The 16,669-nt window shown below is 62.7% G+C and carries 15 protein-coding genes and 1 pseudogene; 9 read left to right on the forward strand and 7 right to left on the reverse strand.

The window, feature by feature from the left end; genetic code table 11:
• Nucleotides 1-306: 306 nt before the first annotated feature.
• From ltrA to AC5Y3Z_RS17955, 4 genes are all read right to left on the reverse strand, one after another.
• The gene (ltrA, locus tag AC5Y3Z_RS17940) at nt 307-1,305 is read right to left on the reverse strand and encodes a group II intron reverse transcriptase/maturase (protein WP_463828197.1); all 999 of its coding nucleotides are present in this window, start codon (nt 1,303-1,305) and stop codon (nt 307-309) included.
• Entirely contained in the window at nt 1,242-1,547 is a 306-nt protein-coding gene (locus AC5Y3Z_RS17945; protein WP_463828204.1) for a hypothetical protein, read from the reverse strand. The genes ltrA and AC5Y3Z_RS17945 overlap by 64 nt, the downstream gene beginning before the upstream one ends.
• A 639-nt stretch (nt 1,548-2,186) precedes the next feature.
• Nucleotides 2,187-2,363, reverse strand: a complete 177-nt coding sequence (locus AC5Y3Z_RS17950) for a hypothetical protein (RefSeq protein WP_463828205.1) — start codon at nt 2,361-2,363, stop codon at nt 2,187-2,189.
• Nucleotides 2,364-2,420: 57 nt separating this feature from the next.
• Nucleotides 2,421-3,203, reverse strand: coding sequence for a YoaK family protein (locus AC5Y3Z_RS17955; protein WP_463828084.1), 783 nt, complete (start codon nt 3,201-3,203; stop codon nt 2,421-2,423).
• Between the two features lie 671 nt (nt 3,204-3,874).
• On the opposite strand from AC5Y3Z_RS17955, the gene AC5Y3Z_RS17960 reads away from it, so the two are divergent.
• Complete coding sequence (locus AC5Y3Z_RS17960; protein WP_463828198.1) at nt 3,875-4,798, forward strand: cation diffusion facilitator family transporter; 924 nt, start codon at nt 3,875-3,877, stop codon at nt 4,796-4,798.
• On the opposite strand, the gene AC5Y3Z_RS17965 is transcribed toward AC5Y3Z_RS17960, so the two are convergent.
• The 3 genes from AC5Y3Z_RS17965 to AC5Y3Z_RS17975 form a co-directional block, all read right to left on the reverse strand.
• Nucleotides 4,729-6,012: a DUF6262 family protein gene (locus AC5Y3Z_RS17965; RefSeq protein ID WP_463828085.1), complete on the reverse strand. Its 1,284-nt coding sequence runs from the start codon at nt 6,010-6,012 to the stop codon at nt 4,729-4,731. The two genes, AC5Y3Z_RS17960 and AC5Y3Z_RS17965, sit on opposite strands and share 70 nt — an antisense overlap.
• A gap of 468 nt (nt 6,013-6,480) precedes the next feature.
• The gene (locus AC5Y3Z_RS17970; RefSeq protein ID WP_463828086.1) at nt 6,481-7,725 is read right to left on the reverse strand and encodes a PPE family protein; all 1,245 of its coding nucleotides are present in this window, start codon (nt 7,723-7,725) and stop codon (nt 6,481-6,483) included.
• 12 nt (nt 7,726-7,737) lie between these two features.
• Entirely contained in the window at nt 7,738-8,031 is a 294-nt protein-coding gene (locus tag AC5Y3Z_RS17975) for a PE domain-containing protein (RefSeq protein WP_463828087.1), read from the reverse strand.
• A 938-nt stretch (nt 8,032-8,969) separates the two neighbouring features.
• Between AC5Y3Z_RS17975 and AC5Y3Z_RS17980 the strand changes: the two are divergent.
• From AC5Y3Z_RS17980 to AC5Y3Z_RS18015, 8 genes and pseudogenes are all read left to right on the forward strand, one after another.
• Nucleotides 8,970-9,517: pseudogene (locus tag AC5Y3Z_RS17980) on the forward strand (HAD-IC family P-type ATPase); the annotation flags it as partial.
• A gap of 189 nt (nt 9,518-9,706) precedes the next feature.
• Nucleotides 9,707-9,982 (forward strand): DUF732 domain-containing protein, encoded by a 276-nt coding sequence (locus tag AC5Y3Z_RS17985; protein ID WP_463828199.1) that lies wholly within the window; start codon nt 9,707-9,709, stop codon nt 9,980-9,982.
• Nucleotides 9,983-10,587: 605 nt separating this feature from the next.
• On the forward strand, nt 10,588-10,995 hold the full coding sequence (locus tag AC5Y3Z_RS17990; protein ID WP_463828200.1) for a hypothetical protein: 408 nt from the start codon (nt 10,588-10,590) through the stop codon (nt 10,993-10,995).
• Entirely contained in the window at nt 10,919-11,209 is a 291-nt protein-coding gene (locus tag AC5Y3Z_RS17995) for a TFIIB-type zinc ribbon-containing protein (RefSeq protein WP_463828088.1), read from the forward strand. The genes AC5Y3Z_RS17990 and AC5Y3Z_RS17995 overlap by 77 nt, the downstream gene beginning before the upstream one ends.
• 48 nt (nt 11,210-11,257) lie before the next feature.
• Nucleotides 11,258-11,638: a hypothetical protein gene (locus tag AC5Y3Z_RS18000; protein ID WP_463828089.1), complete on the forward strand. Its 381-nt coding sequence runs from the start codon at nt 11,258-11,260 to the stop codon at nt 11,636-11,638.
• A 358-nt stretch (nt 11,639-11,996) separates the two neighbouring features.
• Complete coding sequence (gene qcrB / locus AC5Y3Z_RS18005; RefSeq protein ID WP_463828090.1) at nt 11,997-13,616, forward strand: cytochrome bc1 complex cytochrome b subunit; 1,620 nt, start codon at nt 11,997-11,999, stop codon at nt 13,614-13,616.
• 217 nt (nt 13,617-13,833) lie between these two features.
• Nucleotides 13,834-14,058 carry a hypothetical protein gene (locus tag AC5Y3Z_RS18010; RefSeq protein ID WP_463828091.1) on the forward strand — a complete coding sequence of 75 codons (225 nt, stop codon included), beginning with the start codon at nt 13,834-13,836 and terminating at the stop codon, nt 14,056-14,058.
• Between the two features lie 1,724 nt (nt 14,059-15,782).
• Nucleotides 15,783-16,439 carry a DUF305 domain-containing protein gene (locus AC5Y3Z_RS18015; RefSeq protein WP_463828092.1) on the forward strand — a complete coding sequence of 219 codons (657 nt, stop codon included), beginning with the start codon at nt 15,783-15,785 and terminating at the stop codon, nt 16,437-16,439.
• The last annotated feature ends 230 nt before the right edge of the window (nt 16,440-16,669 follow it).

A 16,669-nucleotide genomic window follows, 5' to 3' on the forward strand; every position in this document is an offset into this window, starting at 1 on the left:
GGCTGCAGGCGTCGGTGCCGAAGGCGGTGTAGCAGAATCCCTGCCAGGTGCGCACAAAGGTGTAGGGGTCGGACCGGGGCGCCCTGTCAGCCTTGCGGCTGGTGGGTTTCCCCGGCCCGCCCTCCGAACCGGACGTGCCCATTCCTGAGCATCCGGCTCTCCCTCTGATTCATGCCGCTGGGATGCTCGTCCATGGGTTCGGGATCCGGGTTCCTCGGTAGCGATACCGGGTCACTGGGACCGTGGGTGCGCTGAAGAACTCGATACCGTCCGCCGCGATGTGCCACCCGGGCAGGTAGCGGCGGATCACGGTGTGCACGTTGAGTTTGGGGTGGCGTTCTTCAGCCAGCCGACGATGCGCCAGAAGGCGAAGTGGTCGACGTAGGAGAAGGTTCGCTTGGATACCCCATGCTGGAAGTACGTGCACCAGCCTCTGATGGCCGGATTGAGCCGACGCAAGAGATCTGCGAGCGTGCGATGGGCGTTCCGGCGAGTCAAGAGACGGATCTTCTCCTTGATCGAAGCCAGAGACTTCTTCGAGGGATAGGTGTAAACCGTCTTCTTGATTCCGCAGCGTCCTTGCCAGGTCCGGCGCTGGATACGCCAGCCCAGGAAGTCGAACCCGTCATCGATATGGGTCAGGTGGGTCTTCTCCTCCGACAGGCGCAGACCCATCGGAGCCAGCACTATGGCCACTTCGCCGAGCAGCGCTTCAGCCTCGGCGCGGGGTCCGCGGACGAGGACAACAAAGTCATCGGCATAGCGGATGAGCTTCATCGCCGCGCCCCCGGCGCGCAGATGCTTGGCGCGGGTCCAGTACGGTCCGAGCGCTTCCCACTTCGCGGTGAAGTGCTCGTCCAGCACAGACAAGACGATATTGGCCAGCAGTGGTGACAAGATCCCACCTTGCGGAGTGCCGGTGCGGGTGTCCCTGTTGAGGCCGTCCTCGGTGAGGACGCCGGCCTTCAGGAACGACCGAATCAGCGCCAGCACACGTTTATCGACGACCCGACTACGCACGCGCTCCATCAGGGCGGTGTGGTCGATCTCGTCGAAGCACGCCTTGATGTCACCCTCGAACACCCACTCATAGGAGCGGTTGCCCGTTGTGTAGTAGTGAATCTCGGCGATCGCGTCCTGGGCTCGTCGTCTCGGCCGGAACCCGTAGGAACTGGGTTCGAAGTCGGCTTCGAAGATCGGCTCCAGCACCAGCTTCAAGGACGCCTGAATGATCCGGTCGGTCATCGTCGGAACCCCCAGCGAGCGCGTCTTGCCGTTCGCTTTAGGGATCCGGCGCTCCCGCACCGGCAGCGCGTGGACTCCCCGGACTTCACCTGCAGACAAAGCTCGGCGAGCATCTCGGCCACATCCTCGGCGGGGACATAGCGGGGAATGACCCCATCCACACCGGCGGTGCGGCCGCCCTTGTTACCCCGTACCCGATCCCACGCCGCCAGCAAGAACGCAGGATCGTAGACGAGGTTGAACACATCATCGAAACGTCGGCCGGAATCGGCCGTCGCCCAACGGTGCAGCTTCGTCTGCATCGCAAGTATTCGGTGCCATGCCCACGTCGTGTCAACGACATCGGCAGGCCACGAAACACCCGTATTCACCGGTGACTCCTTCCCATGCATCGGTTGCTGCGCAATCAAACTGAGCCCCTTCGCCATGTGGCCGGCTTTCCCGGCCTCGGACTACTACGAGCTCTCCGCCCCCTGCCGCCGGCATCAGTCGGCGACGGTACCTTCCCACTCGCCCGAACCGGCTGCCCGGTTCGAGTGGGACCCACGGCAGGGTTCCCGCGTTCACTGTTGACCGTTCGACGGGATCGGCATCCAGCTATGCCCCTGCACCATCGCCATGGTTACGCCGCAGGCTTTCACCATGGCCTCCCGGACCGACGACATTCTCCGATCCGGCGAGTTCCCCACCTGGACAACCACATCCGTTTACACCGGACGCGGTGACTTCAGTCAGGTGGGCACGCGGTGCGACCCAGCCCATGTCCGCCAGGTTCAGGGCTGGTGGGTACGCTTGAGGGGCGTTCGGACACTGGTTCCTCACGTATACCTCTCCGTCTTGCTAGCCGAGCCCGCACCATCTGGCAGTCCTGGTGCGACTCGTCGTTGTCAGGGCTGCTGTCCACCCTTACCCCCGTCCGGGGGATCAGGCTGCCCTCAGCTTCAACCCGCTGCTGCGACAGCGAAAACGTGGTGGTCTCTCACCTCCACTCGGTCAAACAGCGCCTCGCGGCGCACGATGTCGGCGACCCACAACCGGTTCGGGGCGGCCGTCTTGAACTCCCGATCGACCAGGTCTGCCGTGCGTTGCCCGGTCGGGTCAGTGATGGTGGTGAACACCGTTCGGCGTGCTGCAAGTCACTGTTGAGTGCTTTACTTGCTGTCGAGTCAACTCCGCTACCGGTCTTGCGCGGTTGTCGGGACGGGGTCCTGAGCTGTCGTTGTCGGCGGCGTGCGCCGCGTGCGGCGATGCAGCACGCTGACCCCCGCGACGGCCGCGCAGATCGCGGCTGGGACGATCAACGCGTATCCGCCGAGCCAAGCGCCGGCGAGGACTCCTGCGACCCCGCCAGTAAGAAACAGCAGCAACGTTGCGGTTAGGACGGCAGCTTTCCATTTGTCGATCCCGTGGCTGCGGCTGCGGCCCAGCATCAGTCCAAGGTCGGTAACAGTGCCGGTGAAGTGAGTAGTGCGGATTGCCATACCGTGAAAACTGGACGTTAGCCCATTTTGCAAGCCCAACGCAGCGGCGGCGAGCAACGCCTGCACAACGGTTTGTTCAATTCCCGCCGTGGCGATAACCGCCTTAACGGACACCTCTTCTACTCCGGCAGCGGCTAGCAGCAGCAGCACGGCTTCTGCGACGAGGACGGTGGCGTGCCGCCGGTCGGTCTGGACCTGCGTGCGCGCCAGGATTGCACCGGCGGCAGCCGTGCCGGTCAGAAACCCGAACAGAATTGCGGTGAGCACGTGGCCCTCGTACAGCCAGGGGTTGGCGGTGGTCATCCCCAATTGAGTGGTCACCCCGGTTAGATTTCCTACCGGAAACGCCAAGACCAGCAAAGCGACCGCGTTGACGAAGCCGGCGACAGAAGCTAGCAGCGCGCTGTAGCCCAGCACCACAGCCGGTGTGGGGGGCCAGGGCGAAGGTATCGCCGTCTCGGGCAAGGTCGTCTCCATCCGGTGGGGCCGCACACTAATTGCCATCAGCACGTGCGTGCCGGGAGGCTTACCAAGTCATCTCGGCGTCATCAACTTCCAGTTCCTGTGTAGATGTTTTGGCCACAGAGCGCAACAAGTGCATTCACCCGCCTATCGAGGAGCTGCGCGCTGAGCGCAGCACGTTAAGAGCAGAAGCAGGACGGAGCATGCCGGGGAATGTTTACAGCCTTCCGTAGAGGTTCTGCATCGCAGCGACCTGCTGCTTCTGAGATTGAGGTGAGTTGGCCAGAGCGACAGCCTCCCGGTTTTTGACTGCAGGCGGTCCTTGGTCGGCCATGCCGCCGACAGCGCGACGATGGTGACCGTTCGCAACCTTGAAAACGCCGAGATGTTGGTCATCTTTGCGCTTTGCAGCGCGCCAAGTCAAAGTTATTGGTCCAACACCACGCCGCGCTTGCCAAGGATGGCGTTGAACGTGCCTGTGTTTCTTGGCCCGCCTCTAGAGGCGCGGGCAGCCCTGCATGGACGCGGTGTGCGGCGTCCGCACGGCCTGAGATAGCCCCCGAGTGACCACGATGCTGCGTCGTCGACGTAGATTACCGGTGGGAATACCGTGGCCAGCCCGTACCCCATGCCTGGTAACCCGAAGATGTTGAATGGCACCGGCCTGCGACTCGATTGAGGAGGTCATGGTGGGTGGACACAGCCACGAGAGTTCGCCTGCGGGAGAGAACTTGCCGACCGGTTCGGCTGGGGCGGACCACAAAAATCGGCTGGCGCTGGCCCTGACGATGACCGCCAGCTATATGCTGGCCGAGGTAGCAGGTGGCATCCTCACCGGGTCGTTGGCCTTGATTTCAGATGCCGCGCACATGGGCACCGATGTGCTGGGATTGGGTTTGGCGCTGGCGGCGATCCATTTGGCCAGTCAGCCCGCCGCGGGGCAACGCACCTACGGTGCCTATCGCCTTGAGGTTCTTGCTGCCGTGATCAACGGACTGTTGCTGTTCGGTGTGGCTGGCTACGTGCTCTATCAGGCTTTCCAGCGCATTCTTAAGCCCCCAGAGGTTTTGGGCGTGCCGATGCTGGTAGTTGCAGTCATCGGGTTGGCGGTAAACGTAATCAGCTTCCGGTTGCTCTCCACCGGCGCCAAAAACAGCCTCAATGTCCGAGGTGCCTATCTGGAGGTGCTCTCCGACATGCTGGGCTCCGTGGGCGTGATCGTCGCCGCCGTGGTGATTTCGACCACGGGCTGGCCGTACGCGGACGCAATCGTCGGCGCTGGTATAGGCCTATTCATCCTGCCCCGCACCTACCAACTGACGAAGCAGGCGCTGCGGATCATCATGGAGGTGGCACCTCCCGACATCGACATCGCCGAGGTACAACGCCGGCTCACGGCGATCACCGGCGTCGAGGCCGTCCATCATTTGCACATCTGGACCATCACCTCCGGTATGGAAGCGGCCACGGCTCACCTCGTTGTGCCTCGTGATGAGGACTGGCACAGCGTGCTCGATACCGCTCACGACATCCTCGCCGGCTACGGCGTCACCCACCCCACCATCCAGGTCGAACCCCCCGACCATATCGAACGCGCCAGCGTTGTCTGAACCGCCGCATCTCCGCGTCCTGCGTGGACTCTCACAAGCCGCCGAGATGGCGAGTTGTTGGCACTGGGAAAGGCACTTGACGCAATTATCGGTAATTCGGTTCTGCCGCAACATGTTCGAATTTCAGTTCTGTCGTGACAGATGATCGGACGTGACGAGCCGATGACAACTGTATCGTTGTCGTCAATCCCATAGGGTGTCCGATAACCCTGAACAACGGCGAAAACTGTCAACGCGTGGCTGTTCGCGTCTCGCGTCGGCGGGCCACCGCCTGACCTCTGCAACGGCCACCGGAGTCGGTCAGGCAGTTCAGGCTGGGAATACAGCCATGAGCGGGAGACGCCAGCGTGGGCGGCAACCTGCGTGACGGTGCGCCGCTCGCCGGTTTCGCCGAGTTTCTGCAGGGCTTGTCGGGCGCGTTCGAGGGTGTCTTTGCGACGGCGTTGGGCGGCCTCGACCAGGTGGTGGCTGTTGTTGCGGCGCATCGGATGAGTCCTTTCACAGCATGTTTCACCGACCGCTATGGCGCAACGGCAGTCGTGTCGGTCGGCTTCGAGGGTAGCGATGATGGTGATCAGGTTGGTTTCGACCGTGCGGTTCATCTCGGCCGGGCGGGTGTGGCCGTCGGTCTCCGCGCGGGCGATCAGTGCGCGGGTGTCATCGAGTTGCCTGCGGTGGTGAGGCGGGAATTCGGCGGTCGTGACTAATAGCGGGCAGGTCAGGCATGCGTTGGCGTGTGGGCACGACTTTTGCAGCGGTAGATCGCAATAGCCGTTGGGCAGCGCCATCTCCGCGCGAGTGAGGTTCTGTTCAATCCATTCGCCGTCGGCGAGTGGTGCGTCGATCGTGGTGTCGACGGGCTCACCGTGGATGTTGATCTTTTGGGCACGTTCCCACTGCTCACGAATCGTGCTGTCGGTCGGCCGGGCATACACGGCGGTCATGGTGTGGTTGGTGTGGTCGAGTAGCCGTCGGACCACTTCATGGGGCACGTCATGGTCGATCCACCGAGTGCCTGCCGTGTGCCGAGACTGGTGAGCGGTGACATGCACTGGTTTACCGACTTCGTCTGTAACACAGCATGTTTCAAGCCACCGCCCCGTCGCCGGCTCTTCGCTTAGTGCATTGAGTGCTTGGAGCTGTCCGGCCGTCAATCCCACGAGCTTCTCGCGGTGCGGAGGATCCAGCAGCACTGCGCCGTCGGGTGTGTTCACGCACGTGACTCCGGATCAACCGGCACGCGAATTTCGTTTGGTGGGGGTACCTGGTACTGAAAATAATTACCCGCCATTCGCTCCTCATCGCAGGCGGACATCGCAATTAGTAGCCTAAGCAAACTACTCCATCGGCAGGAAGAAGACGGCTAGGCATTCTTCGATCCGCGCGGTCAGCTGCGTATTTGTCACAGGCCAATCTGCCGGGTAGAGGCTTTACCCGCTCGTAAGCGAGTTCGCCTCTGACGGGATTCCGCTGAGGTTTCCGGGCTGGCGATAAGTGCTAACAACGCCACCGCCTCGGCGCAAACATGCCCCAAATGCCACACCAACCAGCGCTTGGTCGCGATCCAGCTAATTCCCCACCAATTATAAAGCAGCAATCGCTTTGCGAGGCGTTTGGCTCGCAGTTGTCAAGAATTCCGTTGGTGTGCTCACAGCATGCGCGCACCCATGCCTGGCTGCGTGCTATCCGCCGGACGGCGGTTGCGCGATTACGGTCGGCTTGAAGCCGTAGCGGGGAGCGGCGAAGTTCGCCACGCTGCGGCCAGTGCCGGCGCCGGGCGCCATCGGCAGCCCGCCGAATGCAGCGGTGGCGGGTTCTGCGGCAGCCGCACCAGCAGCGCTATTGAGCGCCACGGCGATGGGGGTTGCCGCCGGAGTAGCCGTCCAGCTTGCTGGAACCGACACTGCCCCAACCTTGGCCGCGTTACCGACCGCTCCAGTGATCCCGCCCAACCCGCTTCCCAGACTTGGCAACGCATTAGCCGCGCCGCTCGCGGCGCCAGCGGCGGCCTTGGCGGCACCCTCAGCGGCCTTTCCGAAGCCGGGGAACGCGCTGTGAAAAAGGCCGTCGATGTCCTTCATCGCGGTGGCAGTCAGACGCAGCGGCGAAACCAACCGGATGTAAGTGTCAAAACCGGTGCTGCCATCTATCGTTTGCGAGCCGGTGATGCCTTCCATAATGTCGCCGAACACCCCATTAAGGACAATCCCGTCACCGTTGGAATTCCAGGCCAGACCCGTCGAACCCAGCGCCGCCTGCGGGTTGGTAAGCCAGGGCGGAGCATTTGTCAGCCCGCCCGCCTGACTCAGCGCTCTCACCACATCGTGATACCCCGCTGCCGCGAGAGAAGTGTTGAGGGCGTTCACCTGGGCGTTGATCTGACTGCCGATGCCGCTGATGGAGGTGGCGATGTACTGCGGGGTCGGCGCCGGCAGGTCCGCTGCCGCCGCCGAAGCACCCGAGTAGCCGTACATCGCGGCCGCGTCCTGCGCCCAGAACTCGAGGTACTGGGCTTCGGTGGCGGCGATGGCCGCGGTGTTCTGGCCCAGGAAATTCGTGGCCAACAACCCAGCCAACAGGGCACGATTGGCTGCGATCACCGGTGGCGGCACCGTCGCCAGAAATGCGGCCTCATAGGCAGCCGCCGCTGCGACAGCCTGCGCGCCGGTTTGCGCGGCCTGCTCGGCGGTAGTGGTCAGCCATGCGATCTGCGGGGTGGCTGCTGCCGCCATAGACGCCGCCGAGGGCCCCAGCCACGGACCGTCGGTCAAGCCGGTGACAACCCCTGCGTAGGACGACGCGACGGCCGCCAGTTCGCTGGCCAGCCCTTCCCAGGCCGCGGCGGCGGCCAGCATTGGCCCCGACCCCGGTCCCGCGTACATCAGCGCGGAGTTGATCTCCGGCGGTAAAGCTGCGAAATCCACCATTAAGTTCTTGTCCTAACCGACCGCGGCGGCGTTGGCGGCCTCAGTGGTGGCGTACGAAGAGTCACGACCCAACGTGGCCGCTAACTGCTCTCGGACCGCCGCGGCCTGCTCACTAATCTGCTGGAACAGATTCGCGTGGCTGACGAAGTGGTTGACCGTGATCAGCGCCAGCGGGTCAGGCGAGGCTGGCACAACCGCATCGTTGGGCCCGCAGCGGCTGGCCCGGCGGGGCATTCCCGATCTGATGAACATCAGTCCATCGGAAGCACCACCCAGTGCGTCCGGCTTTGCGAAAACAGTCAACATTCCCGCCCTCCCCCAGATTCACGTTGCATCGCAGCATGCAGCGGCTAGTGACCCCCACCGTCGCTCGTCGCTTAGCCGATCCCTGGCCACGTTATGCCAGGCTTACACGGATCACACAGGCTCCGGAAAGCTTGTTCACTGCTCAGCCAGTAACTGTTCATTTGCCGCGCCGGATCCGTAGTCACCGCAGGAGCTCAATCTCAATCAAACATATTCATTTTTATTATCAGTTTGAAACGAACCATCTGAGGGTGCTCGCATACGCGATTGGAACGTGCATCGGCAACTCAACAAAAGTGCTGCGAGTCAAAGGATCCCTTGGGCGTTCTGACAACTGCGACGCGCTACCATGGGGTCCGGTCCCCGGGCGGCGAGCCGACGGCCTTGTGTGATAACCGATTCGGACAATAGGGCCTAAATGCGGAGTGCAGCCGACATGGGTGACCTGCCCATATCTGGGTTGTTGCGACGACTTGCTCGGCACGCCATCCCGCTCGGCCGTGCTGATGCGGTCCGCTTGCGAATCACACAAGCCATAGTCCTGCCCAACCGTGAGTTGATGAGTTCGACCTGAACCACAGGCGACACCGTTAGGCACGCTGTCGTCGTTTCAATGTTTGCTGTTGGCAATTCTGCACGCGCTCACTGCGCGGCATCGAGGGGCCGCGAACGAATGCGGTAGACCGCGACGACATTGGCGACCGCGTCGACGATCTCGCCGCCCGCCTCTGCCCGGCAGGGCCCACTTACATGGCGGCGACCACGACAACACCGAATTGCACCACTCAAGGTTGGCAAACTCAAAGCACGATCTTGCCAATCTCTCTACGGTAGGTGCTCAGCGCGCTGCCGTGGGTTACCCCCACCCACAGCTGAGACGATTAGAGCGCGTGCGAGCGGTGGCGGTCCAGGGCGGCAGACCTCTTGCTGGGCAACCAGGTCTTATTATCCTGCGCGACGGAATCCGGCCCGAGGCCGCCGAAGTGCTGACGCGGTTGCGGGCTAACGGGATACGGCGCATCGTCATGTTGACCAGAGATCACCCTGACACCGCCGAGGTGGTAGCCCGTAACTAGGTATCGACGAGTGGTGCGCAAGGTGATGCCCGTAGGACAAACTCACCTCAGTGCGCGACGTTCCAAATGACAGATACGCCGGGAGGGTCGGTGACGGCGTCAACGATGCGCTGGCGCTGGCGACCGCTGACCTCGGGATCGCAATGGGCCTGGCCGGCATCGATGTCGCCGCGGAGACCGCGACATTCCCCTCGCGAACGACATCTCGTATGATCGCAGATGTCTTGGTTTTGGGCGCCGCGGCGGTCAGAGTCATCTGGCAAAATTGCGGAATGTCCAGCGCTGTCAACGCCGCGGGGCTGCTGATCGGCCTCGGTGCAGCATTGTCGCCCGTTCGGGCCGCGATCCTGCACAACGCGTCGTCGGTGGCAGTCGTCACGAAGAGCTCGCGTCGGATCCGTTGTCGGCTTACCTATGACCGAGAGCAGTCGACGCCCGCTGAAGACGAGCTCAAGCAACCGGCCTCAGCGGTGGCTGCCTCACGCGCGGCAGCGGCAGCGGCAATGAAGCGTCCGTCGCCCCAGCCGCGCATACCCCGGCTGTCGTTGAGCGGCGCAAGATTGTCGATGCTGCTAAACGCAGCGCTGTCCGTGGCTGCAATGATTGTCGCGGCGCCAGTCGCGGCCGATGCCACCGACGACGCCTTTATTGCGGCGCTGCAACGTCACGCAATCCCCGTCGCCAACTCCGAGAAAGCGGTCGCGACCGCTCATACCGTTTGCAGCGATATCAGCACAGGTCATACCGAACGCTCGCTAGTACTGCCGCTGGCCCGAGCCGCGCAACTCAGCGCGCATGAAGCGGGGTATTTCATCGGCGCTGCGATCGCGGCCTACTGTCCGGCTAACAGCGACGGCTCGGACGTTGGCGGATAGCGCCCCTACCGTCCAGCGCTTACTTGTCACGCTCTGCCGAGCATCAGCGCCACTACAACCAGCGTGGCGATCGCGTCGGCACTGAACCGCCGTGGCAACAAATGAACCGCCTCGGGGTCTGTTCCGGTCTTTATTGGAGGATCAGGAGCATGCCCGGTCAGTATTCGCCGGAGTTTCGCGATCGTGCGTTGCCGTTGTTGGACTCCACGCTGGAGCTTCGCAAGTCGGAGTTCGAGGCGATCCAGTAGGTGGCCGAGCCAACTCGGCGTCTCGGAGGAGTTGGTGCGCCGGTGGCGGCGTAAGCCCCAGGTTGATGCCGGCGAGCGATCCGGCACGACGAGTTTCGAACATGCCGGATTCACCGGCCGAAGCGAGAAGTTGCCGACTTGCACGAGCCAACGAGATTTGGAAGTCTGCATCTGCGTTTTTCGCAGTGGAGCTCGACCCCGAAATGATCGCGCAATTCGATGCACATCGCGATCAGTTCGGGGTCGAGCTCATCTGCGGTATTGCGGGCAGCAACCCCGGGATTCCTGTCCTCTCGAAGCTACCGAGCCGCGCGGACCCACCCGGCCTCAGATCGCGAAATCCTCGACGCACAGCTGATGGCCGACCTGCGGGAGGTGCATGGCAAATACTCGGTCTACGGAGTCAAAAAGATGCACCACACCATGAAACGTCGCGGCTGGCATCTAGGCCGCGAACAGACCCGACGCTTGATACGCCGGCCCGGCCTGCGTGTCGCCACCTGCGCACCGCGGCGGCCACCTGATAGGCAGGAAGCCAAACCCGAAGAACATAATTTTCATGCATACATGCGCATTTCACTATTCTTTGTTAGTCTGGGTGGAGGTGGTACTCGACCAGGGAGGGCCTATGGAGTCCAGGCGTGGATCAACGGAGACTGGGGAATCGACGCTGCTGTGCCCACGGTGTGTGTCGCAGATGCTGCCAGTGCAGCGGTTCGGGGTGACGATCGATCAGTGCACCGGGTGCGGCGGCATTTTCCTTGACCGCGGCGAGATGGAGCAGCTCGCCGAGGCCGAGGGCAAGTTTTACGCCACCCAATCCCAGCAACCGCCCCCGGGAAGCTATCCGCCTCAGCAGCAGTTCTCAGCGCGGCCGGTCTATGCAGAGGCTCCCCGTCCACGGGGCTTTCTCGGTGGGCTGTTCGGCGAGGGCTACTATGGTGGCCACCGCGGAGGTTATCGTGGCGGCCACCACTGATCGTACGGGCGAAGCGAATCCTTTCGGCGCCGCCAAACGCATCCAGGCATGGCATCAACCACGCGGATGGGGGTGTCGGCGGACGCGGACAGCAAATGGTTATCGCCAGCGCAGGGCCTTATCGTGGCTTTTGTGGCCGTCGAGGTGGTCATCGGCCGTCGCGAGTCGCTTGTCGTTGATCCCCGACACGGCTCAAATGCTCACGAGCGCAGTGTCGCTCGTGTTGGCGCTGATCGCGATCCGGCTGGCGCGGCGTGTGATGATGCCGAGTCTCGCACGGTCCGCTCCCGCATCGAAACGGTGCCGCATGGCGAGTTCGGGCTCGAGCACACCACACCGCAGGCTGATTATGCTGTCGCCGATGGAAGGCAGGGCGGCGACGAACGTTGCGCCGAACCCTACGGGCCAATACACCGCCCTGACCGGTGATGGACCGTGCCACGACAAGCCTGTCACCCCCGACGTAGCCACAGGTACTCCAGCTCGCGGACGTAGTGCCCAGCGCCGGGTCCGTGGCGAGACGGGTGACGGTCGAATGACTAGATACCGGTCGACCTCGCGGCGAAAAGCGCGGTCATGTGACCCCGGCGCCGACCGGGCGATGGCGAAGGCGCAACACCGGACGCTATGCATACGTCGCGCGGTCGACCAGTCAACCGGCGCCCCAACTGCGCTGCACTACGACGTCACGTTGACGTCGTGCGCGATTGAGCTTAGAGGCCCGTGGGAACGCCGATCCACCCGACGCTAGTGTTCCCGCGTCAACACCGAAGGGACGAGTCAAGTTGTGATCGCGAAACTTCGCGAAATTGTAGTCCGCCAAGGGGAAGCTATCGACGAGCGCTGCCATCCCTCAGCAGCGATGCGACGCCAGCTGAACAAGGTGTTTCCCACCCACTGGTCGTTCCTGCTCGGTGAGATCGCCCTATACAGCTTCATCGTGCTGCTGATCACCGGTGTCTACTTGACGCTGTTCTTCGATCCGTCCATGGCCGAGGTGCGCTACAACGGGGTCTACCAGCCGTTGCGTGGCGTGCAGGTGTCACGGGCGTACGAAAGCGCGCTGGACCTCAGCTTCGAGGTGCGCGGCGGGCTGTTCGTGCGCCAGATCCACCACTGGGCTGCGCTGATGTTCGCCGCGGCGATCATGGTGCACCTGGCGCGCATCTTTTTCACCGGCGCATTCCGCAAACCCCGGGAGGCGAACTGGATGATCGGTTCGCTACTGCTGATCATGGCTATGTTCGAGGGCTACTTCGGCTATTCGCTGCCCGACGACCTGCTCTCGGGTACCGGGTTGAGGATTGCGCTGTCATCGATCACTATGAGCGTGCCGGTAATCGGCAGCTGGCTGCACTGGACGCTGTTCGGCGGCGACTTCCCTGGCGACATCATCATCTCGCGCCTGTACACCATCCACGTACTGATATTTCCGGCGATCTTGGCGGCGTTGATCGGGGTGCACCTGGCGTTGGTGTGGTTTCAGAAGCACACCCAATTTGCTGGGCCCGGTCGCACCGAGAAGAACGTGGTCGGCGTTCGCGTCATGCCGGTGTTCGCGATTAAGTCCGCCGCATTCTTCGCAGCGACCGTCGCCGTCCTCGGACTGATGGGCGGGCTCTTGCAGATCAATCCGATCTGGAACCTGGGGCCCTACAAGCCGGCCCAGGTCTCGGCGGGTTCGCAACCGGACTTTTACCTAATGTGGACCGAGGGACTGGCCCGGTTGTGGCCAGCATGGGAGTTCTACATTTGGGGCTACACGGTGCCTGCGGCTTTTGCCGTCGCAGTGATTATGGGTGTGGTTTTCGCGCTGCTGACCGCCTGGCCGTTGCTTGAAAGACGACTGACCGGTGACGACACCCACCGCAACCTGCTGCAGCGGCCTCGCGACGCCCCGGTGCGCACCGCCATTGGGGCGATGGCGATCGCGTTCTACATGGTGCTCACCCTGAGCGGCATGAACGATATCATTGCGCTGAAGTTCCAACTTTCGCTGAACGCGACGACGTGGATTGGGCGCATCGGAATGGTGGTGTTGCCGCCGATCGTGTTCTTCGTCACCTACCGGTGGTGTCTCGGATTGCAGCGCAGTGACCGCGCGGTGCTCCAGTACGGCGTCGAAACTGGCATCATTCAACGGCTGCCGCACGGCGCCTATATTGAGCTTCACCAGCCGCTGGGTCCCGTCGAGGATGGCCATCCCACTCCGTTGGCATACCAGGGCGCCCCGGTTCCCAAGCGGATGAACAAACTGGGCCTGGCTGGCTCACCCGGTAGCGGCAGCTTCCTATCGCCCGATGCCGTGTCAGAGCGTCAGGCCCTGGCCGAAGCTGCACACGCCCGCAAGCATCGGGCGATCAGCGCCCTACGCGACTATCAGGAGAGCATCATCCGGTATCGGTGAACAACCCACGGGGCCGCCGGACGAAAACGCTGATGAGCTTGGCGCGAGTAGCCCACGTCCTGGCTGCACGACTGCGCCTATTGGCCAACGCTGATCGCCCGTCTTCGAGGACTCGGCGCTGATCTTGGATGCCAGCGACCGCTCGCCTATAGGCGCTGGCATTCAACGCCCAAATAGATGCTGACGGTCGTCTTCGCCTGGATCCTGGCCTCGGTCATTGGCCACGCGGATCATCGGCACCGGGTTGTGCTCGGCGCACTCGGCTTCGACGTCGTCGGGAATCAGCTCGGGGGTGCCGCCGATTCGGGTGTTGCTGTCGTCTTACCCGCAGATGCCGGCGGCGGTGCTTGCCGAGTGGGGCGGTGCGGGCGGGTTCGAGTTCGTACTTGCGAGAGCGGGTCCCAAGCGATCCGCCGGAGTACCTGCCCGCCGATCCGGTTGACCGCCTCGAGTATTTACCGGGGCGAGCGATTCAGTGGGACCTGTGGTTCCCGGCACCCAGGATCGCGGTCGGGTTCGGCCAGGAGGCGGTGCTACCGGTGGTAGTGATGGCGGCGTTCTCCCGGTTCGTCGCCCTGGTAATGCTGGGCCTCGCGTCACACCATGGACCTTGTGGCCGGGATGTGGCAGCTACTTCCGGGCGGCTTCGCCGCGGCGGCTCCTGACTTGTGGGGGACAACGAGGCCGGATCGGGCCGAGGTCGGTTGACTGGTCCGGTCACGGCGTTGATGGGCAGGCTGGGTTCGCGGTTAATGCAACTCAAACCATATGATCCCGAATGCAAGGGGATTGTGGAGCGAGCAACCGCTATCCGGAGACCTTGTTCCGGCCGGGGCTCAGCTCGCTTTGCCGGCGGACTTCAACAGTCAACTGGGCCAATAACTTCCGATCGCTAACGCCCGTCGGGTGCTCGCCTTAGATCATAGTCCGGTCGACTTCCTCGATTCCCATCGAGCCCAAATGCTGGCGTTGCCGCCCGTGGCGCCGGTCACTGGACTCAGGAGGACTATCTGCCGGTGCTCTCCCGGGAGGTCGCGGCCCCGCGAGCCTCCGGTGCGCCGCCGGCATCCGCTCGGAGGGTTCCCAACCCGTTAATTGTTGGAGCACTTTGACTTCGATCACCAATCGGTCTTGCACCGAGACATTGTCGCCCACCTGGGCACAGTGTGCGTTCCTGGCGAAGTCCGCGACGTGGTGCTGCTCGGCCCCACCGGGAACCGGCAAGACCCACGAGAAGCACCCAGTCGTCAAACCTATTGCCAACGGCGTACGGGGAAAAGCTTAGTGATCTCCGCGGCAACGGATTTCGCTAACCGTCAAAGATCTGGCATCGGAGACGTCATCCTGTGGGTGGTAGGCCGCCCTCGACTGCAAACTGAGTCATCAGAGCAGCTGCCGGAGGTGGTAGCGCCAGGCACCGGGCCGTGTCGCGCCAAGACCGCGGTAGCAATCAGCTGGGACGGCCAGCCGCGCGTGGTGCTGGACCTGGCCGACGCGGTGAAACCTGACGTCAGCCGAGGCTGTCGACAGCTGCGCGCGCTGGGATTGAACCGGTCATGCTCACCGGTGACGCAGGTCCGCCGCCGCCGCGGTGGCCGGACAGGTCGGCATCGAAAACGTTGTCGCCGACGTCCTGCCGCCCAAAAAAGTCGAGACCGCCAGGCGATTGCAATCGACGGCGAATCTTTGCATGTTGTTAAGGCATCAATGATGCGGCCCGCCCTTGCCCCGGCCAATGTCGTTCTCGCCATGGGCACCGGCACCGGTGTTGCCACCGAGAAAGCGGCTCGATGCTGGTCCGCGTAGTTATGCGCGCAATCCGCCTGTCCCGCAGCACCTTAGCTCCATCGAGCGCAATCCGTTCTGGGCCTTCGCCTATAAGATCGCTGCGCCGCCACCGGCGGCGGCCAACCCTGCTCAAATCTGATGCTCAGCGGTGCTGCGATCGCCTTTTTCTTCGGTACCCTGTCGTTAGCAGCAGCCTGCGACTGCACGGGTTTAACCTGCTGACGTGATCGCGGCAGATTACCATTCAACGATTGCCCGGCTAGCCAACATAGTCCGTGGGGTTTGACGGCATGCTCTTTGGGTACCGGATGCGCAGCGCTGATGTACCTATCCTCGGCATATTCAACACGGAATGCGTGAGTCCGAAAGGAAGTCACTGTGAGGCGACGGCTATTTACTCTCGTTGCAGCAGCTATCGCGGTGTTAGTAACGGTGGTAGCGTGCGGCGACTCAGACAATCCTTCCGCGCCCAGCAATACCTTTCGCATGCCTTCCGCAGCGTCAAGTCCGGCCGAAGGCACTGTTGCAGCGCACAATGCTAACGACGTCACTTTTGCCCAGCGCATGATTACTCACCACCAGCAAGCAATTCAGATGAGCGACACCATCCTTGGCAAACAAGGCATCGATTCTCGCGTGATCGACCTCGCCAATAAAATCAAGGCAGCGCAGGGCTCCGAGATCCAGCAGATGCAGTCCTGGTTGAGCCAGTGGGCGCAGCAAACGCCTGCGACAACTTCCCTTAGCGTCACACCCACAACCACGATGCCGGGGATGCCGGGCCACGCCGGCATGCCCGGGATGGAAGGCATGATTTCTGAACAGGACATGCAGGCTCTGCAAAATGCGCAAGGCATCGACGCCAGCAAGCTTTTCCTCACACAAATGATTCAGCATCACCAAGGCGCAATTACCATGGCTCGAGACGAGATTCATTTCGGTCAATACACCCCGGCGATCACGCTGGCACAGTCGATCGTAACTAATCAGCAAAGCGAGATCGACACCATGCAAGCCATACACAACTCGCTCTAGGGCAGGCATCGCGACCGCTGGCCAGAATAATCCGCAGTTCATCGGATCTGTCTGATGATCGATGATCTTCGAGATTCGTGCATCGCCGCGACAGGCGGACGATCGGCTCCGACCTGCCGGCATGCAGTGGGGACCCGGCGTTACGGTAACGCGGAGCCACGAACACATTGCCCGAAGGAGGTCGAAGAAGATGGACGAAAGCGGGAGGATATGCAGGCATACTCCGACAT

It is taken from the genome of Mycobacterium sp. NGS61 (assembly GCF_059812325.1).